Raw genomic sequence first — 17772 nt, 5'->3', positions numbered from 1 at the left:
GCAGCCACGCCCGCAGTCGCGGGCGCTGCGAAGGCTGCCGTCCCCACTCCCGACGCCTTCCACGGCGCCCGAAGCTGACCCTCCCCGGACATTCCGGCGGACCCCGCAGGGGGAGGGTCGGTCAGGCCCCGGGGTCCCCGTCCCGACCGTGCGCGCACCGCCGCCGGTCCGGGACCACAGCTTCGAGTTCCGGAGAAGGAACCGTCATGTCCAAAACGGCCTACGTCCGCACCAAGCCGCACCTCAACATCGGCACCATGGGGCACGTCGACCACGGCAAGACCACCCTGACCGCCGCCATCACCAAGGTCCTCAGCGAGCGCGGCACCGGCACGTTCGTGCCCTTCGACCGCATCGACCGCGCGCCGGAGGAGGCGCGGCGCGGCATCACCATCAACATCGCGCACGTCGAGTACGAGACGGACACCCGCCACTACGCGCACGTGGACATGCCGGGCCATGCCGACTACGTCAAGAACATGGTCACCGGCGCCGCCCAGCTCGACGGGGCGATCCTCGTCGTCTCGGCGCTCGACGGGATCATGCCGCAGACCGCCGAGCACGTGCTGCTCGCCCGGCAGGTCGGCGTCGACCACATCGTCGTCGCCCTCAACAAGGCCGACGCCGTCGACGACGCCGAGCTGACCGACCTCGTCGAGCTGGAGGTCCGCGACCTGCTCTCCACGCACGGGTACGGAGGCGACTCCGTACCGGTGGTGCGGGTCTCGGGGCGCAGGGCCCTGGAGGGCGACCCGCGGTGGACCGCCGCGATCGAGGCGCTGCTCGACGCGGTGGACACGTACGTGCCGATGCCCGAGCGCTATCTCGACGCGCCGTTCCTGCTGCCCGTCGAGAACGTGCTGACCATCACCGGCCGCGGCACCGTCGTCACCGGTGCCATCGAGCGCGGCACCGTCCGCCTCGGCGACCGCGTGGAGGTGCTCGGCGCCGACACCGAGACGGTGGTCACCGGCCTGGAGACCTTCGGCAAGCCCATGGAGGAGGCGCAGGCGGGCGACAACGTGGCGCTGCTCCTGCGCGGGCTGCCACGCGACGCGGTCCGCCGCGGTCACGTGGTCGCGGCGCCGGGCAGCGTCACCCCGAGGCGGCGCTTCACCGCGCGGGTGTACGTCCTGTCGGCGCGCGAGGGCGGGCGTACGACGCCGGTCGCCACGGGGTACCGGCCGCAGTTCTACCTCCGCACCGCGGACGTCGTCGGCGACGTCGACCTCGGCGAGGCGGCCGTGGCCCGCCCCGGCGACACGGTCACGATGACGGTGGAGCTGGGCCGTGACATGCCGCTGGAGGTCGGCCTCGGCTTCGCGATCCGCGAGGGCGGTCGCACCGTCGGCGCGGGCACCGTGACGGAGGTCGTCTGACGGGCGCGCGGCCCACCGGGCCGTACGGGAGTACGCGTCCGCGACGTCCGCCCCGGGGGCATCGGGCCCCCGGGGCGGACGGGCACAATGGGCGCGTGGACGACCAGTGCGGGGGCGACGAACGCCGGGGCGACGAACGCCGGGACGACGAGCGCCCGAGTGGCGGGTGCCGGAGCCACGGCATCGCGGACGAGCGTGCCGCGAGCGCGAAGCACGTGGATGACGGCGGAGGCGGCGGCACCGGCGGGGGCGAGGGCACCGGAGGGGGTGCAGGCGGCGAGGTCGGCGAAGGCGGCGAGGGCGGCGAGTACGGCGAGTACGGCGAGGGCGGCGAAGGCGGTGAGGGCGGTGCGGGAGGCGGTGAAGTCGTGCCGGACGAGGCCATTCCGGTGGCCCGCGCCGTCGACCACGGCTTCGCCAAGCTGATGCCCGACGTCGACCGCCCGAGGGCCTGGCTGCTCACGGTCGACGGCGCCCCCCAGTCGTACGTGGACCTGGACGAGCCCACGTACCTGGAGTTCGAGTACGCGCGGCGCCTCGCGCACGTCCTGGACACCGCGGCAGGGCCGGGGCAGCCGCTCGACGTCGTCCATCTCGGCGGCGGCGCCCTGACGCTGCCCCGCTATGTCGCCGCCACCCGGCCGGGGTCCCGGCAGGACGTGGTCGAGGCCGACCGGAAGCTGCTCGAACTGGTCACCGAGCAGCTGCCGTGGGCCGGCAGCACCGGGATCTCCGCCCACGCGGCCGACGCCAGGCAGTGGCTGGAGGCGGCGCCGGACGACAGCGCCGACGTCCTGGTGGCGGACGTCTTCGGCGGCTCACGCGTCCCCGCGCACCTCACGACCGTCGCGTACGCCCGCACCGCCGACCGCGTGCTGCGGCCCGGCGGCGTCTACGCCGCGAACCTCGCCGACGGCGCCCCCTTCGCCTTCCTCCGCTCCCAGCTCGCCACCTTCGCGGCGGTGTTCGGGGAACTGGCGCTCATGGCCGAGCCGTCCGTACTGCGCGGACGCCGCTTCGGCAACGCGGTGCTCGTCGCCGCGCACCGCCCCCTCGACATCGCCGCCCTCGCCCGGCGCGCGGCCTCCGACGCCTTCCCCGCCAGGGTCGAGCACGGGGACGCGCTGCGGCGGCTCATCGGCGGCGCGGAACCCGTGCGGGACGAGGACGCCGTGCCCTCACCCGAGCCGCCCGACGGAACGTTCGTCATCGGCTGAGGTCTCGCCCGCCGGCGCGGGACCGGAAGCCGAACCTGAGCCGGGGCTCGGCACGGAGGCGCCCGCTTCCTTCGTCCGGCGCGTCAGATGCCGTACGTCGGGCACCAGCAGGACGGCCGCCGTCACCAGGACCACGAGCAGCGCGCACCCCCACAGTGAGGGGCCGCGCCCGAAAGCGGACTCCGCGGGGCCCGCGAGGGCCGTTGCGAGGGGCACCATCGCGATCGAGCCGAACCAGTCGTAGGCGGCGACGCGCGACAGCTTCTCCTCCGGGATCTCCTGGTGCATGGCGGTCATCCACGAGACGCCGAAGACCTCGATCGCCACACCGCTGACGAACATCACCGCGGCGAGCCCGGCCACCGGCAGCGGCACCGCGAGCGCCGCCGACGGCGCGGCCAGCGGGAAGACACAGAGGGTGCCCGCGAGCAGCAGCCGGCGGGGCTTCCACCGCATCATCAGGAAGGCACCGCCGACCGTGCCCGCCCCGAACGCGCCGAGCGCCAGGCCCCACGGCCCGGCCCCGCCCAGCTCGTCCCTGGCCACCAGCGGTCCGAACACCGACTCGGCGGCGCCCACCACCGCCACCACCACGGAGAACTGCGCGACGATCGACCAGAGCCAGGGCCGGCCGATGAACTCCCGCCAGCCGTCGCGCAGATCCGCGAGGAGGCCGCCGCCGGGTGCGCGCGGGGGTATGTGGCTGACGTCGAGGAACATCCGCAGGGTGCCCGCGAGGGCGAACGCCGCCGCGTCCACCGCGAGCACCCAGCCGGGGCCGAGCGCCGAGACCATCAGACCGCCGAGCGCGGCTCCGCCGAGGCCCGCCCCTTGCATCGCCATGCGGTACAGCGCGAACGCCCTGCTGACCTGCTCGCCGCTGACCGACGACATCAGCATGCCCTCGGCCGCGGGCCCGAAGAAGGCCTGGCCGACGCCGCCGAGGCCGCACAGGAGCATCATCTGCCACAGCTGCGGCTCGCCGGCGATGACGAGCGCGGCGAAGGCGGCCTGCGAGACGCAGTTCAGGGCGTTGGCGGCGACCATGACGTGGTGCCTCGGCAGCCGGTCGGCGACCGCGCCGCCGATGAGCAGGAACAGGACGAGCGGCAGTGTCCGCGCGGCGGCCACCAGACCGACGTCCCCGCCGTCGCCCCCGGCGTCGAGAACCGCGAACGCCGCCGCGATCAGTGCCCCGTGGCTCCCGAGGTTCGTGATGATCGCGGCGGCGGTCAGCAGTGTGTAGTTGCGGCCCGCCCAGGAGGGGCGTCGGCGGCGGCGGGGGACGGGCGGCTCGGCGTTGTTCACCCCGGGACTATCCCCGTCACCGGTCCGACTTGCCAAACGGTTTGTCCCTGTGGCTCAGAACCGCTTCCACGCCCCCTCTTCCGCGTCCCCTCTTCCGCGCCCCCTCTTCTACGACCCCTCGGAAGCGGCCTCGCTCCAGCGCACGGTGGAGAGGATCTTCTTCACCGTGTCGTCGGAGATCTCGTCCTTGACGCCCTTGGCGCCGTAGAGGGTCCAGGCCACGTACTCACCGGCCTCGTTCTTGAAGCCGAACGTGGTCGCCTTGCCGTCCGAGTCGCACTTCTCGGAAGTGGCCGTGCCGGTCGTCGTGGACGTGGCGAGGCTGCCCTTGATGCCGGACTCGGTGGTGTAGTCCTCGACCTCGCTGATCTTGATCTTCTTCTTGTCGGCCTTGGTCTGCTCGGTGAAGCCGCCGTACACCCACCACGCGGAGTCGTTGCGCGCGATGTCCTTGGTGCTCTTGGCGCCGTTCTGGCCCTTGGTGCCGACCGTGGCGAGCGAGGTGTCGTCGGACTCGCCGTCCTTGTCGTCGTCCGACGTGCACCACTTCTCCTTGTAGACCGCGGGCGCCGACATGCCGATGATCGTCTTCGTGCCCTTGTCCGCGCGGTCGTCGAAGCCGACGAAGGTGTCCGGCGTCTCGACCTTCCAGTCGGCGGGCACGTCGAAGGCGGTGCCCCACTTGGGGTTCACGACGACCTGCCAGCCGTCGATCGTCGGCTTGTCCTCGCCGCCCTCGCCGCGTTCGTTGCCGTCGTCGGTGGCCGTCGGGCTCGGCTTCTCGGTCGCGGACTTCGCGGGCTTCGCGGGCGCGGCGTCGTCCTCCTTGTCCCCGTCACCGCCGAGGACGAGGAAGCCGGTGACGCCGGCCGCCACCACCACGGCCAGGGAGGCGACGATGGCGGTGATCTTCGTCTTGTTGCCGCCGCCACCGCCCTGGCCGCCGCCCGGCTGCTGCGGCATCGGGGGCGGCGTCGGCGCGGACCACTGCGGCTGCTGGGGCTGCGAGTAGCCGTCCGGCTGCGGCTGCTGGTGGCCGCCCGGGGGCGGCTGCTGCTGGTACCCACCGGCGGGCTGCTGGTACCCCGACTGCTGGTACCCCGGCTGCTGGTAGGGGTTGGGCTGCTGGTAACCCGGCTGCTGATACGGGTTCGGACTCTGGTCCTGCGGGTTCTGCTCGCCCCCGGGCGGCTGCTGTTCTGGCCACATGGCCAGTAACCATAGAGGTGCCGGGGCGCCGGGTGCCACGGGCCCTCGCGAGGGGAGGCGGGGAGACCCGTGGCACGGGACGAGTTGTCAGGATTTCGTCGGCTCGCCGTGCGTCCGCACCGTGCTGAGGATCTTCATGACGGTGTCCTCGGAGACCTCGCCCTCGACGCCGCTTGCGCCGTACAGGCTCCACGAGACGTAGGTGCCCTCGGAGTTCTTGAAGCCGAAGGTGATCGCCTTGCCGTCCGTGGCGCACTTGCCGGTCATCGGTGAGCCCTTGGAGCGGGCCCAGGCGATGCTGCCCTTGATGCCCGACTTCGTGGTGAAGGGCTCGGCCTTCCCGACCGTGTAGCTCTTCTTGTCGGGCTGGGTGTACGCCGCGTACACCCACGACTCGGCCTGGACGAGCGCGATCTCGTCGGTGCTCTTCGCCCCCTTGGCGCCCTTGGTGCCCACGGCCGCCAGCTCGTGGTCCTCGTTCCTGCCGTCCTTGTCGTCGTCGGCGGTGCACCACTTGGGCTTGAGGTACGCCGGGGCCGACATGGTCATCAGCGGCTCGCCGGTCTTGTCGTCCGAGTACGTGAGAGCCGTGTCGGGGTTCTGCACGTCCCACTCCGGCGGTACGTCGAAGGCGGTGCCCCAGCGGGGGTTCACCACGACGTGCCAGCCCTTGACGGTCGGCTTGAGCCCGTCGTCGCCGCCGCGCCCGTCGTCGTCGCCCGCGGTGGCCGATGCCTGGGGCGCACCCTTCGACGGGGCGTCCGCCGCACGGTCCTCGCCGTCCTTGTCACCGCCGAGCACCAGGAACCCGGTCACCCCGGCGGCCACGACCACCGCGAGCGCCGCCACGATCGACAGCACCTTGACCCGGTTCCCCCCGCCCCCACTGCCACCCGAAGCCACGGGCGCGGCGGGCACACTCCACTGCCCCTGCGGCCCGGCCGCGGGCTGCTGATAGGGATGGGGCGCCTGATACCCCGGCTGCTGATACGGATTGGGCTGCTGGTACCCCGGCTGCTGATACGGGTTCCCACCCTGGTCCGGCTGACTCTGCTGGTCCGGCTGATTCCGCTGGTTCTGCTCGCCCCCGGGCGGCTGGTGTCCTGGCCACATGGCCGGAAACGATACGGGGGCGGCCCGACGGGGTCGCAGCCGCCCCGGCGGGGGCACAGCGGTCTCCGCTGGCACCCCTTGACGGAGCCTCAGTCTTCGGGCGCTTCGTACACGCGTACTGTCGAAAGGATCTTCCTGACGGTGGCGTCCGGGACCTCGTCCCGCACGCCCTTGGCCCCGACGAAGGACCAGGAGGCGAACTCACCCTCGGCGTTCTTGAAGGCGAACACGGTGGCCTTGCCGTCGGAGTCGCACTTGTGCTGCTTCTCGGCGCCTTCGGAGAAGGCCGTCACCAGGCTGCCCTCCAGGCCCGACGCGGTGGTGTACGGGGCGGGCTCGCCGACGGTGATCTGCTCCCTGGAGGGCTGCGTGTATCCGCCGTAGATCCAGTTGCGGGCGTCCCTGCGGGCGATGCCGTCGGTGCTCTTGGCGCCCCTGTTGCCGCGCGAGCCCGCGGCGGCGAGCGCGGAGTAGTCCTTCGTGCCGTTGCGGTCCTCGTCGGAGCCGCACCACTTCTCCTTGAGGAGCGCGGGCGCGCCCATGCTGGCGAGCGGCTTGTCGTAGGGGTCCTCGTCGTCGGAGACGTAATGGACCCAGGTCTTGGTCTGGGGTGCCCATTCGGGCGGGACCTCGAAGGCGATGCCCCGGGCCGGGTTCGTGACCACCTGCCAGCCGGCCACGGTCGGCCGCGGCTCGCCGCTGTCGTCGCGCGGGTTGCCGCTGGAGCCGGAGGCGCCGGCCGAGGGTGTGGCCGCGCTCTTCGTCGGATCGGGCTTCGCCGTGTCGTCCTTGTCGCCGCCGAGCACCAGGTACCCCGTCACGGCCGAGCCCACGACCACGGCCGCGGCCAGGCAGAGCGCGATCACCTTCGTCTTGCCACCGCCGCCGCTCGGCGGCCCCGCCGGCGGTCCCGGAGGTGTGGGAGCCGGCGCGCCCGGCACGGTCGGCGCGTTCCACGGCGCCTGTCCCGCCGGCGGGCCCGACTGCTGGTACCCCGGCTGAAGGTAAGGGTTCGGGCTCTGCTCCGGCTGGTTCTGCTCGCCCCCGGGCGGCTGGTGTCCTGGCCACATGGGGGATCAGCCTAGGGGACCGTGGTTCGGGGGAGGGAGGGGCCTGGTCAAGTGGGCTACTGGTTAGTAACATCGTGGGCATGAGCGCAGACCAGATGACGATCGGCGAGATGCTCGCCGCCACGGTGCCCATGGCGCGGACGCTGAACCTGGAGTTCAGGGAGACCGCGCCCGACAAGGCCGTAGTGGCCCTGCCCGACCAGAGCGACTACCACAACCACGTCGGCGGGCCGCACGCCGGAGCCATGTTCACGCTCGGCGAGTCCGCGAGCGGCGCCATCGTCCTCGCCGCCTTCGGCGCGCAGCTCTCGCGGGCCGTGCCGCTCGCCGTCAGCGCCGACATCACGTACAAGAAGCTGGCCATGGGGCCCGTGACGGCCACCGCCACGCTCGGCAGGCCGGCCGAGGACGTCGTGGCCGAGCTCGACGCGGGGCAGCGGCCCGAGTTCCCCGTCGCGGTCGAGATCCGGCGCGCGGACGGCGCCGTCACCGGTGAGATGCGGGTGGTCTGGACGCTGCGTCCCAACGACCCCAGCTGACCGGCTCCCGGTCGGGGGAGTGAGCCGTGCGGCCCGGGGCGTTCCCGTGTCCCGGGCTTCGGGTTCCCGGACGGTTGACCCGTCCGGGTAGGCTGCCGGGGGTCCGCGCCCAGGCAGTTCGGCGCACAGGCAGTCCGTACGGGAGGAACCGGCGTTGCACGTCCAGGAGTGGCTGGAGCAGGTGCCAGCCGTCAGCATCTACGCGCTGGTGGGAATCGTCATCGGCCTGGAGAGCCTGGGCATCCCGCTGCCCGGCGAGATCGTCCTGGTCTCCGCGGCGCTCCTCTCCTCCCAGCACGGTGACATCAACCCCGTGATCCTCGGCGCGTGCGCCACCGCGGGCGCCATCATCGGCGACTCCATCGGGTACGCGATCGGGCGCAAGGGCGGCCGCCCGCTCCTGGCCCGGCTGGAGCGCAAGTTCCCCAAGCACTTCAGCGCCGCCAACGTCGGCAGCGCCGAGCGGTCCTTCCAGAAGTGGGGCATGTGGGCGGTCTTCTTCGGCCGCTTCGTCGCCCTGCTCCGCATCTTCGCCGGGCCGCTCGCGGGCGTCCTGCGCATGCCGTACTGGAAGTTCGCCGTCGCCAACGTCCTCGGCGGCATCGTCTGGGCGGGCGGCACCACCGCGGTCATCTACTACATCGGCGTGGTCGCCGAGGACTGGCTGAAGCGCTTCTCCTACTTCGGGCTCGCCATCGCCGTACTGATCGGCGTCGGCTCGATGCTCTTCGTCAAGCGCCGCGCCAAGAAGGCGGCCGCCGAGGCGGAGGCGGCGCCGGCCGTGGCCGCCGCCGAGCCGCAGCCGGTGCCGGCCGCCGCCGACTGACTCACTCCCCGGTGTGCGCGGCCCGGTGCGCCCGGGCCAGTTCGACGTACATCGTGCCGTTGTGGGAGATGCCCTCGCGCTCCTCGTCGGTGAGCGGCCTGCGCACCTTGGCGGGCACGCCCGCGACGAGTGAGCCCGGGGGCACCTCCATGCCCTGCGGCACCAGCGCCTGGGCCGCGACCAGCGACCCCGCGCCGATCACCGCGCCGTTGAGCACGGTGGCGCCCATGCCGATCAGGCAGTCGTCCTCGACCGTGCAGCCGTGCAGCACGGCGTTGTGCCCGACCGAGACGCGCTCGCCGATGGTGATGGGGAAGCCCAGGTCGACGTGGAGGCTGCAGTTGTCCTGGATGTTGCTGTCGGCGCCCACCACGATGGGCCCGCAGTCGGCGCGCAGCACCGCGCCGTACCAGGCGCTCGCCCCGGCGTGCAGCGTCACCTCGCCGAGCACCACGGACGTCGGCGCGGTGAAGGCGTCCTGGTCGATCTTCGGGTCCTTGCCGCCGATGCCGGTGATGAGTGCCTCGTGGCCCATCGGGTGTCTCCCTCTTCGGTACGTCGTCACGCCTGAGCGCACGGTACGGGAACCGGCGGCCGGTGCGGCCGTGTGGGGCGAAGATCACAGGTCAGGGGTGCCCGGGGCCCCGGGTGACTGAGTAACGTGAGCGCGTGCCGAAGAACAGGAACACGTTCTCATCCCTCGCCGCGGTGCCGCGCCGCCTCGCGCAGCGCGCGGTCCACACGGGCTGGGCGTGGGCGCAGCGGGCGGGCGCGGTCACCGCGGCGCACCCCGGACGGCTGCGGTTCGGCGCGATCGGCGAGGGCACGAAGCTGGCCTTCCCGCAGGGCACGGTCTTCGGCGAGCCATGGATCACGCTGGGCGACCACTGCATCGTGGGCGAGCACGTCACGCTGACCGCGGGGATGATGCCGGACCTGGACCTCGGCCCCGACCCGATCCTCCGCGTCGGCAACGGCGTCGTGCTCGGCCGCGGCAGCCACGTCATCGCCGACACCACGGTCGCCATCGGCGACGACTGCTACTTCGGCCCCTACGTCTACGTGACGTCCACCAACCACTCCTACGACGACCCGCACACCCCCATCGGCAAGCAGTGGCCCCGCATGGACCCCGTCGAGATCGGGCCCGGCTGCTGGATCGGCACCGGCGCGGTGATCCTTCCCGGCGCCAGGATCGGCCGCAACGTCGTGGTCGCCGCGGGCGCGGTGGTGCGGGGCGAGGTGCCCGACCACGCGGTGGTGGCCGGGGCGCCCGCCCGCGTCGTCCGCACCTGGAGCGCCGAGCGGGGCTGGCAGCCGCCGCTGCGGACCCCGGCGCCGGTGCCGATCCCCGAGGGTGTCACGCCGGAACAGCTCGTCGCGCTCGGCGAATTGGCGGACGACTGAAGACGACCGAAGACGACCGAAGACGACTGATGACGACTGAACGGTGCAGGGCGCCGGTCTGGTGCCGAGTGCCGCCCCGGGTGCCGGATGCCGTTCCCAGGGGCGCGCCGAGGTGTCGCAGTACAGTGTGGTGAACCACCCGGGCCCACATCTTGGACGGAACGTGTCGGACCTCGACCAGCTCACCCAGTCGCTCGCGCGCAACCTCAGGCGCTGGCGCACCGAGCGGGCCTTCACCCTCGACGCCCTCGCGGCCAGGGCGGGCGTCAGCCGCGGCATGATCATCCAGATCGAACAGGCCAGGACGAACCCGAGCGTCGGCATCACGGTCAAGCTCGCGGACGCGCTCGGCGTCAGCATCACCACCCTCCTCGACCACGAACAGGGTTCCCCCGTCCGGCTCGTGCCACCGGAGCAGGCGGTGCGCCTGTGGTCCACGGAGGCGGGCAGCAGCAGCACGCTCCTGGTCGGCACCGAGGCACGGGGCCCCTTCGAGCTGTGGTCCTATCACCTGCTGCCGGGCGAGGGCACCGATTCCGACGCGCACCCGCCGGGCACCGTCGAGCTCCTGCACGTCTCGCGGGGTGAGCTGACGCTCGTCGTGGACGGTGTCGAGCACGTGCTCGCCGCGGGGACGTCCGGCACGTTCGAGGCCGACGTACCGCACGGCTACCGCAACAACGGTGCCGAACCGGTCGAGATGACCATGGCGGTCTCCGTGCCGCCCGCGCGGGCCGCCTCGCACTGAGGCGTGTCACCGGGGGCTGTCGACGTGCCGCCACGCGTGCTCCCCTCGGTGACTTCGACCCCGTCCGCCCCCCGAGGCCCTCGGCCTGCTGGTGGCGACCGACCCCGCGTGGGCGGACACCGCCACCTTCCTTGAGCACTACGGGCCCGAGCTGCACGCCGGGTCCGCGAACCGCGTCGTGCGCCGCCTGCTCGGCGCGCGCAAGGCGTCCTTCGCGCCCATGGGCACGGCCGCGGGCGAGACCGGCATGGGCCCGGCACGATCAGCTTGCCGCGCCGGGCACCGCCAGGTGTTCGCCGGGCTGCCGAACGCGCAGGTCGTGGAGGGCCTCGGCACCGGCGCCCGAGCGCGGCTGCTCAGGGGCAGACGCCCTCCGCCCGGAGCCGGGCGATGTCCTCCGCGTCACGCCCCAGCTCGGCGAGGATCGCCTCCGTGTGCTCACCCGCGTCCGGTACCGGGTCCATGCGGGGCACCACCCCGGAGAGCACCGCGGGCGGCAGCAGTGCCTGCACGGGGCCGGCCGCGCCCGGCACCCGGATGTCCCGCCACCGCCCCCGCTCGGTCAGCACGGGGTGGGCGAGGAAGTCGTGGACGGAGTTCACCCCGGCGTTGGCGATGCCGGCGCGGTCGAGCAGCTCCGCCGCCGCGCCGCTGCCGAGTTCCGCGAAGCGTACGGAGATGATCGCGTCCAGCGCCTCGCGGTGCGCCACGCGGTCCGAACCGGTGGCGAAGCGCGGGTCGTCGACCAGCTCGGGGCGGCCGACGAAATCCCGGCAGAGCGCGGCCCATTCCCGCTCGTTCTGCACGGACAGCAGGACGTCCTTGCCGTCGGCCGCGGTGAAGGTCCCGTAGGGGGCGACCGTCGCGTGTCGCGCGCCGACGCGGGGCGGCTGGGTGCCGCCGTAGCGCGTGTAGTAGGCGGGTTGGCTCACCCACTCGGCCAGCGCGTCGAAGAGGGAGACCTCCACGGTCGGCGCGCGGCCGGTCGTCGCCCGCGTGAACAGGGCGGACAGGATGCCGCTGTACGCGTACATGCCGCCCGCGATGTCGGCCACGGAGATCCCGGCCCGCACCGCCTCGTCCGGGGTGCCGGTGAGCTGGAGCAGCCCCGTCTGGCACTGCACGAGCAGGTCGTACGCCTTGCGGTCCGCCCACGGTCCGTCCGTGCCCCAGCCGCTGATGGTGCAGGGGATGAGCGTGGGATGGCGGTCCTGCAGCGCCGGCGCGCCGAGACCGAGGCGGGTGGCGGCGCCGGGGGCGAGGTTCTGCACGAACACGTTGGCCTTCGCGAGCAGTTCCTCCAGGACTTCCAGGCCGCGCTCCGACTTGAGGTCGAGGGTGAGGGACTCCTTGGAGCGGTTCAGCCAGACGAAGTAGCTGGCCTGGCCGTGCACGGTGGTGTCGTACCGCCGCGCGAAGTCACCGCCGCCGGGCCGTTCGACCTTGATGACACGGGCACCCAGGTCGGCGAGCTGCCGGGTGGCGAAGGGCGCCGCCACGGCCTGCTCAAGACTGACGACGGTGACCCCGGCGAGCGGGAGGGGATGAGACATGCCGCGTATGTAACGGCCCTGACGGCGGCGAGTCAACGGGGTGACCGGTGAGTGGGCGGGGGTGAGTGGCGGCGCGGCGGGTGGCCGGCGGGGTGGCAGGTGAGTGCTGGGTGGGAGGTAAGTGGAGGGGCGACAGGCGAACGACGAAGCGACGGGCGAGCGGCGGGGTGGCAGGCGAGTGGCGGGACCGCAGGTGAGCGAGGGAGCGGCGGCCGAGCGGCCGGGCGGCCGGGCGGCCGGGCGGCAGGCCAGCGATGAGATGGCAGCCGAGCGACCGGGTGGGAGGCGAGCGGTGCGGCGGGAGGTGAGCGAGGGAGCGGCGGCCGAGCGGCGATGAGGCAGGCCAGCGATGAGGTGGCGGCCGAGCGGCGGGGTGGCAGGCCAGCGATGGGATGGCAGCCGAACGACCGGGCGGCGGGCCAGCGATGGGGCGACGGCCGAGCAACCGGGTGCCAACCGGGTGGCGGGGCCGCAGGTGAGCGAGGGATGGCAGCCGAGCGGCGGGGAGGCAGGCCCGCGATGGGGCGGCGGCTGAGCAACCGGGTGCCAACCGGGGGGCGGGGCCGCAGGTGAGCGAGGGAGCGGCGGCCGAGCGGCGATGAGGCAGGCCAGCGATGAGATGGCGGCCGAGCGGCGGGGTGGCAGGCCAGCGATGGGGCGGCGGCCGAGCGACCAGGTGGGAGGCGAGTGGCGGGGCGGCAGGTGAGTGGTGGGGTGGGAGGTGAGCGAGGGAGGGGGAGGCGAGGGGTGGGGGTGCTCCGGTTCCGTCGTGCGCCGGACGTGTGACCGACGTGCTTCGGAGATCCGGAGTTCAGCCGGCACCGTCACCGTGCTGGACGTGACCGCACCCCGGGGCACTCGCCCCGGCCCCGACCGGATACCCCCTGGCCCGGCGCACCCGGCTTCCCCGCACGGCACGCGGGTCCGCCGGGCCGGACCCGAAGCGCAGCGCCTCCGCACCCCACGTCCCCTCACCGACCCGAGAACGGAAGTGTCATGCCCTCGTCCTCGCTCGTCTCGACGGCTGCCGGCTCCTACGTCATCTCCATCGCGGACACCACCCAGCAGATCAGGGCCGCCCAGCGGCTGCGGTACCAGGTCTTCGGCGAGGAGATGGGCGCGGCGCTCGCCACGCCGCTGCCCGGCCACGACGTCGACGTCCACGACGACGTCGCCGACCACCTCATCGTCACCGACACCGCGACCGGCGAGGTCGTCGGGACCTACCGCCTGCTGCCGCCCGGCAGGACCCCGCTGTCCTACTCCGACGGCGAGTTCGACCTGTGCGACCTCGCCGAACTGCGCCCCTCCCTCGTCGAGGCGGGCCGCTCCTGCGTGCACCCCGACCACCGCTCGGGCGCCGTCATCAACCTCATGTGGTCAGCCCTCGCCCGCTACGTCCTGCTCTCCGGCCACCGCTACCTCGCGGGCTGCGCCTCCGTGCCGCTGGCCGACGGCGGCCGGGCCGCGGCGGGCGCCTGGCTGCTCGGCACGGGCAAGCACGCCTCGCCGCCCGGGCTGCGCGTGCACCCCCGCAACCCCTGGACGCCCACGGCCCCCGCCCCCGAGCGCCCCTCCTACGCCGACCTGCCGCCCCTCCTCCGCGGCTACCTCCGCCTCGGCGCGTGGCTGTGCGGTGCCCCCGCGCACGACCCGGAGTTCGACGTCGCCGACTTCTTCGTCCTCCTGGACATGGAGCGCCTCAGCCCGCGGCACCGCCGGTACTTCCTCGGCGAGGACGCGTGATGACCGCCATCAGTCCCTGGACGGTCGACCGCGGCTGCCCGGCGAGCTGCGCGACCGAGCCGGAGCCGCGCGTGTCGATGGCGGAACTGGCGCGGCGCTACGCGGCGTTGACGTACACCCTGACCCGCGCCACCGCGCGCGGCGGCCGGCTCGCGGACCCCGAGACGCTGCGGGGTGAGGCGCGGGCGGTGCTCGCTGCGCTCGGGACGGGCCTGGAGACGGGGCTCGCGGGGCGGCTCAGCGCACCGGACGGGGCGGGGCGCGGCACACTCGTCGTGGCCAACCACGTCTCCTGGCTCGACGTCGTCGCCCTGCTCGCCGTCGAACCGGTCGGTGTCCTCGCCAAGCGGGAGGTGGGCCGCTGGCCGGTGATCGGACCGTTGGCCCGACGGGTCGGCACCCGCTTCATCGACCGCGACGGCAGCCCGCGCCAACTGCCCCGTACGGTGACCGGGCTTGCGGACGCCCTGCGCGGCGGCACCTCCGTCCTCGTCTTCCCCCAGGCGACGACCTGGTGCTCGGAGGAGGGCGGGCGCTTCCGGCGGGCCCCGTTCCAGGCGGCAGCCGACGCGGGCGCGCCCGTACGGCCGGTGACGGTCGCCTACCGGCAGGGCGGCGCCCCCAGCAGGGTCGCGGCCTTCCTCGGCGAGGAGGAGTTCACCGTCTCGCTGCGCCGGGTGGCCGCCGCGAAGGACCTGGCCGTGCGCGTCACGGCGCACACCCCGCTGCGGGGCGGTGACCGGCGGGTGCTGGCCGCCGCCGCGCGGGACGCCGTGACGCGGCGCGTCGCCCGGCCCGCTACCGCAGCCGCTTGAAGTTGTCGCCGAACGTCCACCCCTTCGACCCGTCCCAGTTGATGGACCACGTCATCAGGCCCTTCAGGGCGCCGTTGTAGGTGTTCCACGCCTGGGTCACCAGGTTCGGGGACATGTGGCCGCCGCCCGCGCCCGGCTGGGCCGGCAGACCGGGGACCTGCTTGTCGTAGGGGACCTTGATGGTGGTTCCCTGGATGACCAGGCCCTTGTTCAGGCAGTCGGTCTGCTTGGTGAAGCCCTGCACGGTGCCGGCGGCGTAGGAGTCGCCGGAGCAGCCGTACATGCTGCCGTTGTAGTACTGCATGTTCAGCCACCACAGGCGGCCGTTGTCCGCGTACTTCTTGATGACGGGGAGGTACGCGCCCCAGATCGAGCCGTAGACGACGCTGCCCCCGGTCACGTACGCCGTCTCGGGGGCCATCGTGAGCCCGAAGTTCGAGGGCATCCGGGCGAGCACGCCGTCGATGATGCGGATGAGGTTGGACTGCGAGGGGGAGAGCTGGTTGATGTTGCCGCTGCCCACGAGGCCGGTCTCGATGTCGATGTCGATGCCGTCGAAGTTGTACTTCTTCAGGATCGGCACGATCGTCTCGACGAAGCGGTCGGCGACGGCGGAGTTGCTGAGGTCGATCCCCGCGGCGGCGCCGCCGATGGACATCAGGATGGTGGCGCCGTCCGCCTTGGCCTGGCACATCTCGGCGGGCGTCGCGACCTTCACCGTCGAGTCCATGCCGTCCTCCCACAGGACGGTGCCGTCCGAACGGATCACGGGGAAGGCGGCGTTGATCACGTTGTAGCCGTGCTCGCGGATGCGGGAGTCGGTGATCGGCGTCCAGCCGAACGGCGGGTGCACGCCGTTCGACGCGCCGTCCCAGTTCTCCCAGTAGCCCTGGAGGACCTTCCCGGCGGGCTTCGACTTCACCGCGCAGGTATCGGCCCGCGGGGCGGCGGGGGCCGCCGCGGCGGCCGGTAGCTGTGCGGCGCAGGCCAGCGCGACGGCCGACCCCAGCAGGCGTAACGTCCGACCGAACACGCTGTGCTCCTTGGGTGCGAGGGGGGCGAGGAGACGTGCGTGGTGCGAGGCGCCACGCTAGGCAGGTCCAGACCGGACGTCAATAGGTCTGGACCAAAGTCGTGCGGTCGCGCGGTCGCGGAGCCCGGACGGGGGCGGAATCAGCGGTTCCTGTCGCCCGGGGGCCCGGCGTCCACCGGCAGGCCCTCCGGCTCCTTGATCCGCTTCATGATGATCTGCGAGTTGACCTCCGTGACGCCCGCGAGCGCCGTGAGCCGCTCGATCCAGAGCCGTTCGTACGCCGCCAGGTCCGCGACGGCGATGCGCAGCAGGCAGCCGGGGCTGCCGAACAGGCGGTACGCCTCGATGACGTCGGGGATGTCCTGGAGGGCCGCCTCGAACGCCTCCACCGTCTCGCGGTCGCGCCGCACCTCGATGGAGACGAGCACCTCGAAGCCGCGGCCGACCGCCTCGGGGTCGACGACCGCGCGGTACCCCTGGATCACGCCGTCCAGCTCCAGCTGGCGCACCCGGCGCATGCACGGGGACGCGCTGAGGCCGACGCGCTGGGCCAGCTCCTGGTTGGTCAGACGGCCGTCGTTCTGCAGCTCGCGCAAGATATTGCGGTCGATCTCGTCCATGGCGCGATTATCCACCCTCTGTGTTGCGTGTGCAGCCGATCTCGGCAAGCACATTGCGCGGTGTTCGACCTATTCTTGCGCCAGGAAAATGGCCACCACTGTGAGGACCGACGGTCCTCCGTGACCCCAGGGAGGTACGCGGACGTGGAAGCGCAGACGGGACGGATCGTCGTCATCAGCACCGGCGGCACCATAGCCAGCCGCTGGCAGGGCACCGGCTTCGCCGCCGACGCCCCCGGCCGCGAAGTGCTCGCCTCGGCCGCCATCCCCCAGGGCATCACCTCCGAGGTCGTCGACCTGTTCAACGTGAACAGCCCGCGTCTGACCTCCGCCCAGCAGCTCACCCTGCTGCGCACCGTGCACGAGGTCCTCGCCGACCCCGGCGTCGACGGCATCGTCGTCACGCACGGCACGGACACCCTGGAGGAGTCCGCCTTCCTGCTCGACCTGTACCACCACGACCCCCGCCCGGTCGTCTTCACCGGCGCCCAGAAGCCGCTCGGCGCCACCGACGGCGACGGCCCCGGCAACCTCTACGACGCGCTGCTCACCGCCGCGAGCGTCCGTGACCTGGGCGTACTCGTGGTCTTCGACGGCAAGGTGCACGCCGCGCGCGGCACCGTCAAGACGCAGACCCTCGCCGCCGACGCCTTCGCCGACCCCTCGGGGCCCCGCGTCGGCAAGGTCGGCTTCGGCAAGGTGTCCGTACTGCACCGCCCCGAGCGCCCCGCCCCCCTGCCGCTGCCCGCCGCCGCGGTGTCGCTGCCCCGCATCGACATGGTGATGCACCACGTCGACGCCGACCCGCTGCTCCTGGAGACCGCGGTGCACGCGGGCGCCCAGGGCGTCGTCCTCGTCGCCACCGGCGCGGGCAACGCCACCCCGGAGTTCGTGGCCGCCGTCGCCGACGCCGTCGACCGGGGGGTCCTCGTGGCCCTCACCACCCGCGTCCAGGCGGGCCCCGTCACCGAGATCTACACCCATGGCGGCGCCGTCGACCTCGCCGCCGCGGGGGCCGTCCTCACCGGCACCCTCCGCGCGGGCCAGGCGCGCACCGCGCTCCTCGCGGCGCTGCTCGCCGGGGGCGACGCGGCGGAGCGCACGGCCGAGCTGCGCCGGATTCTCGCCGGGGGCGAGGAGCCCGCAGCGGCCGTCGACCGGGCCGCCGCCTGACACCTGGCGCACGGCC

General features: G+C 73.2%; 17 protein-coding genes and 1 pseudogene. 10 read left to right on the top strand and 8 right to left on the bottom strand.

The window, feature by feature from the left end; all coding sequences use genetic code 11:
- Window positions 1-206: 206 nt before the first annotated feature.
- Both tuf and AB0I16_RS20380 read left to right on the top strand, forming a co-directional pair.
- Window positions 207-1379 carry an elongation factor Tu gene (tuf, locus tag AB0I16_RS20385; protein ID WP_363250844.1) on the top strand — a complete coding sequence of 391 codons (1173 nt, stop codon included), beginning with the start codon at window positions 207-209 and terminating at the stop codon, window positions 1377-1379.
- 425 nt (window positions 1380-1804) lie between these two features.
- Complete coding sequence (locus tag AB0I16_RS20380) at window positions 1805-2596, top strand: fused MFS/spermidine synthase (RefSeq protein ID WP_363250919.1); 792 nt, start codon at window positions 1805-1807, stop codon at window positions 2594-2596.
- Here the strand turns inward: AB0I16_RS20380 and AB0I16_RS20375 are convergent.
- From AB0I16_RS20375 to AB0I16_RS20360, 4 genes are all read right to left on the bottom strand, one after another.
- Window positions 2558-3904 carry an MFS transporter gene (locus AB0I16_RS20375; protein ID WP_363250843.1) on the bottom strand — a complete coding sequence of 449 codons (1347 nt, stop codon included), beginning with the start codon at window positions 3902-3904 and terminating at the stop codon, window positions 2558-2560. The genes AB0I16_RS20380 and AB0I16_RS20375 overlap by 39 nt on opposite strands.
- A gap of 108 nt (window positions 3905-4012) precedes the next feature.
- Window positions 4013-5113 (bottom strand): hypothetical protein, encoded by a 1101-nt coding sequence (locus tag AB0I16_RS20370; RefSeq protein WP_363250842.1) that lies wholly within the window; start codon window positions 5111-5113, stop codon window positions 4013-4015.
- 87 nt (window positions 5114-5200) lie between these two features.
- Complete coding sequence (locus tag AB0I16_RS20365) at window positions 5201-5974, bottom strand: hypothetical protein (protein ID WP_363250841.1); 774 nt, start codon at window positions 5972-5974, stop codon at window positions 5201-5203.
- Between the two features lie 341 nt (window positions 5975-6315).
- The gene (locus AB0I16_RS20360) at window positions 6316-7296 is read right to left on the bottom strand and encodes a hypothetical protein (RefSeq protein ID WP_363250840.1); all 981 of its coding nucleotides are present in this window, start codon (window positions 7294-7296) and stop codon (window positions 6316-6318) included.
- A gap of 80 nt (window positions 7297-7376) precedes the next feature.
- Between AB0I16_RS20360 and AB0I16_RS20355 the strand changes: the two genes are divergently transcribed.
- Together AB0I16_RS20355 and AB0I16_RS20350 are read left to right on the top strand one after the other, a co-directional pair.
- Window positions 7377-7835 (top strand): DUF4442 domain-containing protein, encoded by a 459-nt coding sequence (locus AB0I16_RS20355; RefSeq protein WP_363250839.1) that lies wholly within the window; start codon window positions 7377-7379, stop codon window positions 7833-7835.
- A gap of 154 nt (window positions 7836-7989) precedes the next feature.
- Window positions 7990-8661, top strand: a complete 672-nt coding sequence (locus AB0I16_RS20350) for a DedA family protein (protein WP_363250838.1) — start codon at window positions 7990-7992, stop codon at window positions 8659-8661.
- A 1-nt stretch (window position 8662) separates the two neighbouring features.
- Here AB0I16_RS20350 and AB0I16_RS20345 read toward each other — a convergent pair whose 3' ends face one another.
- On the bottom strand, window positions 8663-9196 hold the full coding sequence (locus AB0I16_RS20345) for a gamma carbonic anhydrase family protein (RefSeq protein ID WP_363250837.1): 534 nt from the start codon (window positions 9194-9196) through the stop codon (window positions 8663-8665).
- A gap of 134 nt (window positions 9197-9330) precedes the next feature.
- Here AB0I16_RS20345 and AB0I16_RS20340 point away from each other — a divergent pair, with 134 nt between their 5' ends.
- From AB0I16_RS20340 to AB0I16_RS20330, 3 genes and pseudogenes are all read left to right on the top strand, one after another.
- Window positions 9331-10068, top strand: a complete 738-nt coding sequence (locus AB0I16_RS20340) for an acyltransferase (RefSeq protein ID WP_363250836.1) — start codon at window positions 9331-9333, stop codon at window positions 10066-10068.
- Window positions 10069-10231: 163 nt separating this feature from the next.
- A complete protein-coding gene (locus tag AB0I16_RS20335) occupies window positions 10232-10816 on the top strand; it encodes an XRE family transcriptional regulator (RefSeq protein WP_363250835.1) in 585 nt (194 codons plus the stop codon).
- Window positions 10813-11150, top strand: a pseudogene (locus tag AB0I16_RS20330) (hypothetical protein); the annotation flags it as partial. The gene AB0I16_RS20335 and the pseudogene AB0I16_RS20330, both read left to right, overlap by 4 nt.
- A 22-nt stretch (window positions 11151-11172) precedes the next feature.
- On the opposite strand, the gene AB0I16_RS20325 reads toward AB0I16_RS20330, so the two are convergent.
- Entirely contained in the window at window positions 11173-12369 is a 1197-nt protein-coding gene (locus AB0I16_RS20325) for a CaiB/BaiF CoA-transferase family protein (protein WP_363250834.1), read from the bottom strand.
- 996 nt (window positions 12370-13365) lie between these two features.
- Here AB0I16_RS20325 and AB0I16_RS20320 point away from each other — a divergent pair.
- Window positions 13366-14115, top strand: coding sequence for a GNAT family N-acyltransferase (locus tag AB0I16_RS20320; protein ID WP_363250833.1), 750 nt, complete (start codon window positions 13366-13368; stop codon window positions 14113-14115).
- Window positions 14115-14930 (top strand): lysophospholipid acyltransferase family protein, encoded by an 816-nt coding sequence (locus AB0I16_RS20315; protein WP_363250832.1) that lies wholly within the window; start codon window positions 14115-14117, stop codon window positions 14928-14930. The genes AB0I16_RS20320 and AB0I16_RS20315 overlap by 1 nt, the downstream gene beginning before the upstream one ends.
- Here the strand turns inward: AB0I16_RS20315 and AB0I16_RS20310 are convergent.
- Window positions 14914-15963 carry a chitinase gene (locus AB0I16_RS20310; RefSeq protein ID WP_363250831.1) on the bottom strand — a complete coding sequence of 350 codons (1050 nt, stop codon included), beginning with the start codon at window positions 15961-15963 and terminating at the stop codon, window positions 14914-14916. The genes AB0I16_RS20315 and AB0I16_RS20310 overlap by 17 nt on opposite strands.
- Window positions 15964-16103: 140 nt before the next feature.
- Entirely contained in the window at window positions 16104-16583 is a 480-nt protein-coding gene (locus AB0I16_RS20305; protein ID WP_363250830.1) for an Lrp/AsnC family transcriptional regulator, read from the bottom strand.
- Window positions 16584-16727: 144 nt separating this feature from the next.
- Between AB0I16_RS20305 and AB0I16_RS20300 the strand changes: the two genes are divergently transcribed.
- On the top strand, window positions 16728-17756 hold the full coding sequence (locus tag AB0I16_RS20300; protein WP_363250829.1) for an asparaginase: 1029 nt from the start codon (window positions 16728-16730) through the stop codon (window positions 17754-17756).
- Window positions 17757-17772: the final 16 nt, after the last annotated feature.

Origin of the sequence: Streptomyces sp. NPDC050703 (genome assembly GCF_040654435.1) — a bacterium.
In the GTDB taxonomy this organism is placed as follows: Bacteria; Actinomycetota; Actinomycetes; order Streptomycetales; family Streptomycetaceae; genus Streptomyces.
The sequence above is the reverse complement of the archived record's forward strand: the minus strand, read 5'-3'. Positions and strand labels throughout refer to the sequence as shown.

Excerpts from the sequence above, each read along its gene's own strand:
- tuf (WP_363250844.1), top strand. The coding sequence starts at position 207 with ATGTCCAAAACGGCCTACGTCCGCACCAAGCCGCACCTCAACATCGGC.
- AB0I16_RS20325 (WP_363250834.1), bottom strand. The coding sequence starts at position 12,369 with ATGTCTCATCCCCTCCCGCTCGCCGGGGTCACCGTCGTCAGTCTTGAG.
- AB0I16_RS20345 (WP_363250837.1), bottom strand. The coding sequence starts at position 9,196 with ATGGGCCACGAGGCACTCATCACCGGCATCGGCGGCAAGGACCCGAAG.
- AB0I16_RS20380 (WP_363250919.1), top strand. The coding sequence starts at position 1,805 with ATGCCCGACGTCGACCGCCCGAGGGCCTGGCTGCTCACGGTCGACGGC.
- AB0I16_RS20320 (WP_363250833.1), top strand. The coding sequence starts at position 13,366 with ATGCCCTCGTCCTCGCTCGTCTCGACGGCTGCCGGCTCCTACGTCATC.
- AB0I16_RS20315 (WP_363250832.1), top strand. The coding sequence starts at position 14,115 with ATGACCGCCATCAGTCCCTGGACGGTCGACCGCGGCTGCCCGGCGAGC.
- AB0I16_RS20305 (WP_363250830.1), bottom strand. The coding sequence starts at position 16,583 with ATGGACGAGATCGACCGCAATATCTTGCGCGAGCTGCAGAACGACGGC.
- AB0I16_RS20370 (WP_363250842.1), bottom strand. The coding sequence starts at position 5,113 with ATGTGGCCAGAACAGCAGCCGCCCGGGGGCGAGCAGAACCCGCAGGAC.
- AB0I16_RS20355 (WP_363250839.1), top strand. The coding sequence starts at position 7,377 with ATGAGCGCAGACCAGATGACGATCGGCGAGATGCTCGCCGCCACGGTG.
- AB0I16_RS20360 (WP_363250840.1), bottom strand. The coding sequence starts at position 7,296 with ATGTGGCCAGGACACCAGCCGCCCGGGGGCGAGCAGAACCAGCCGGAG.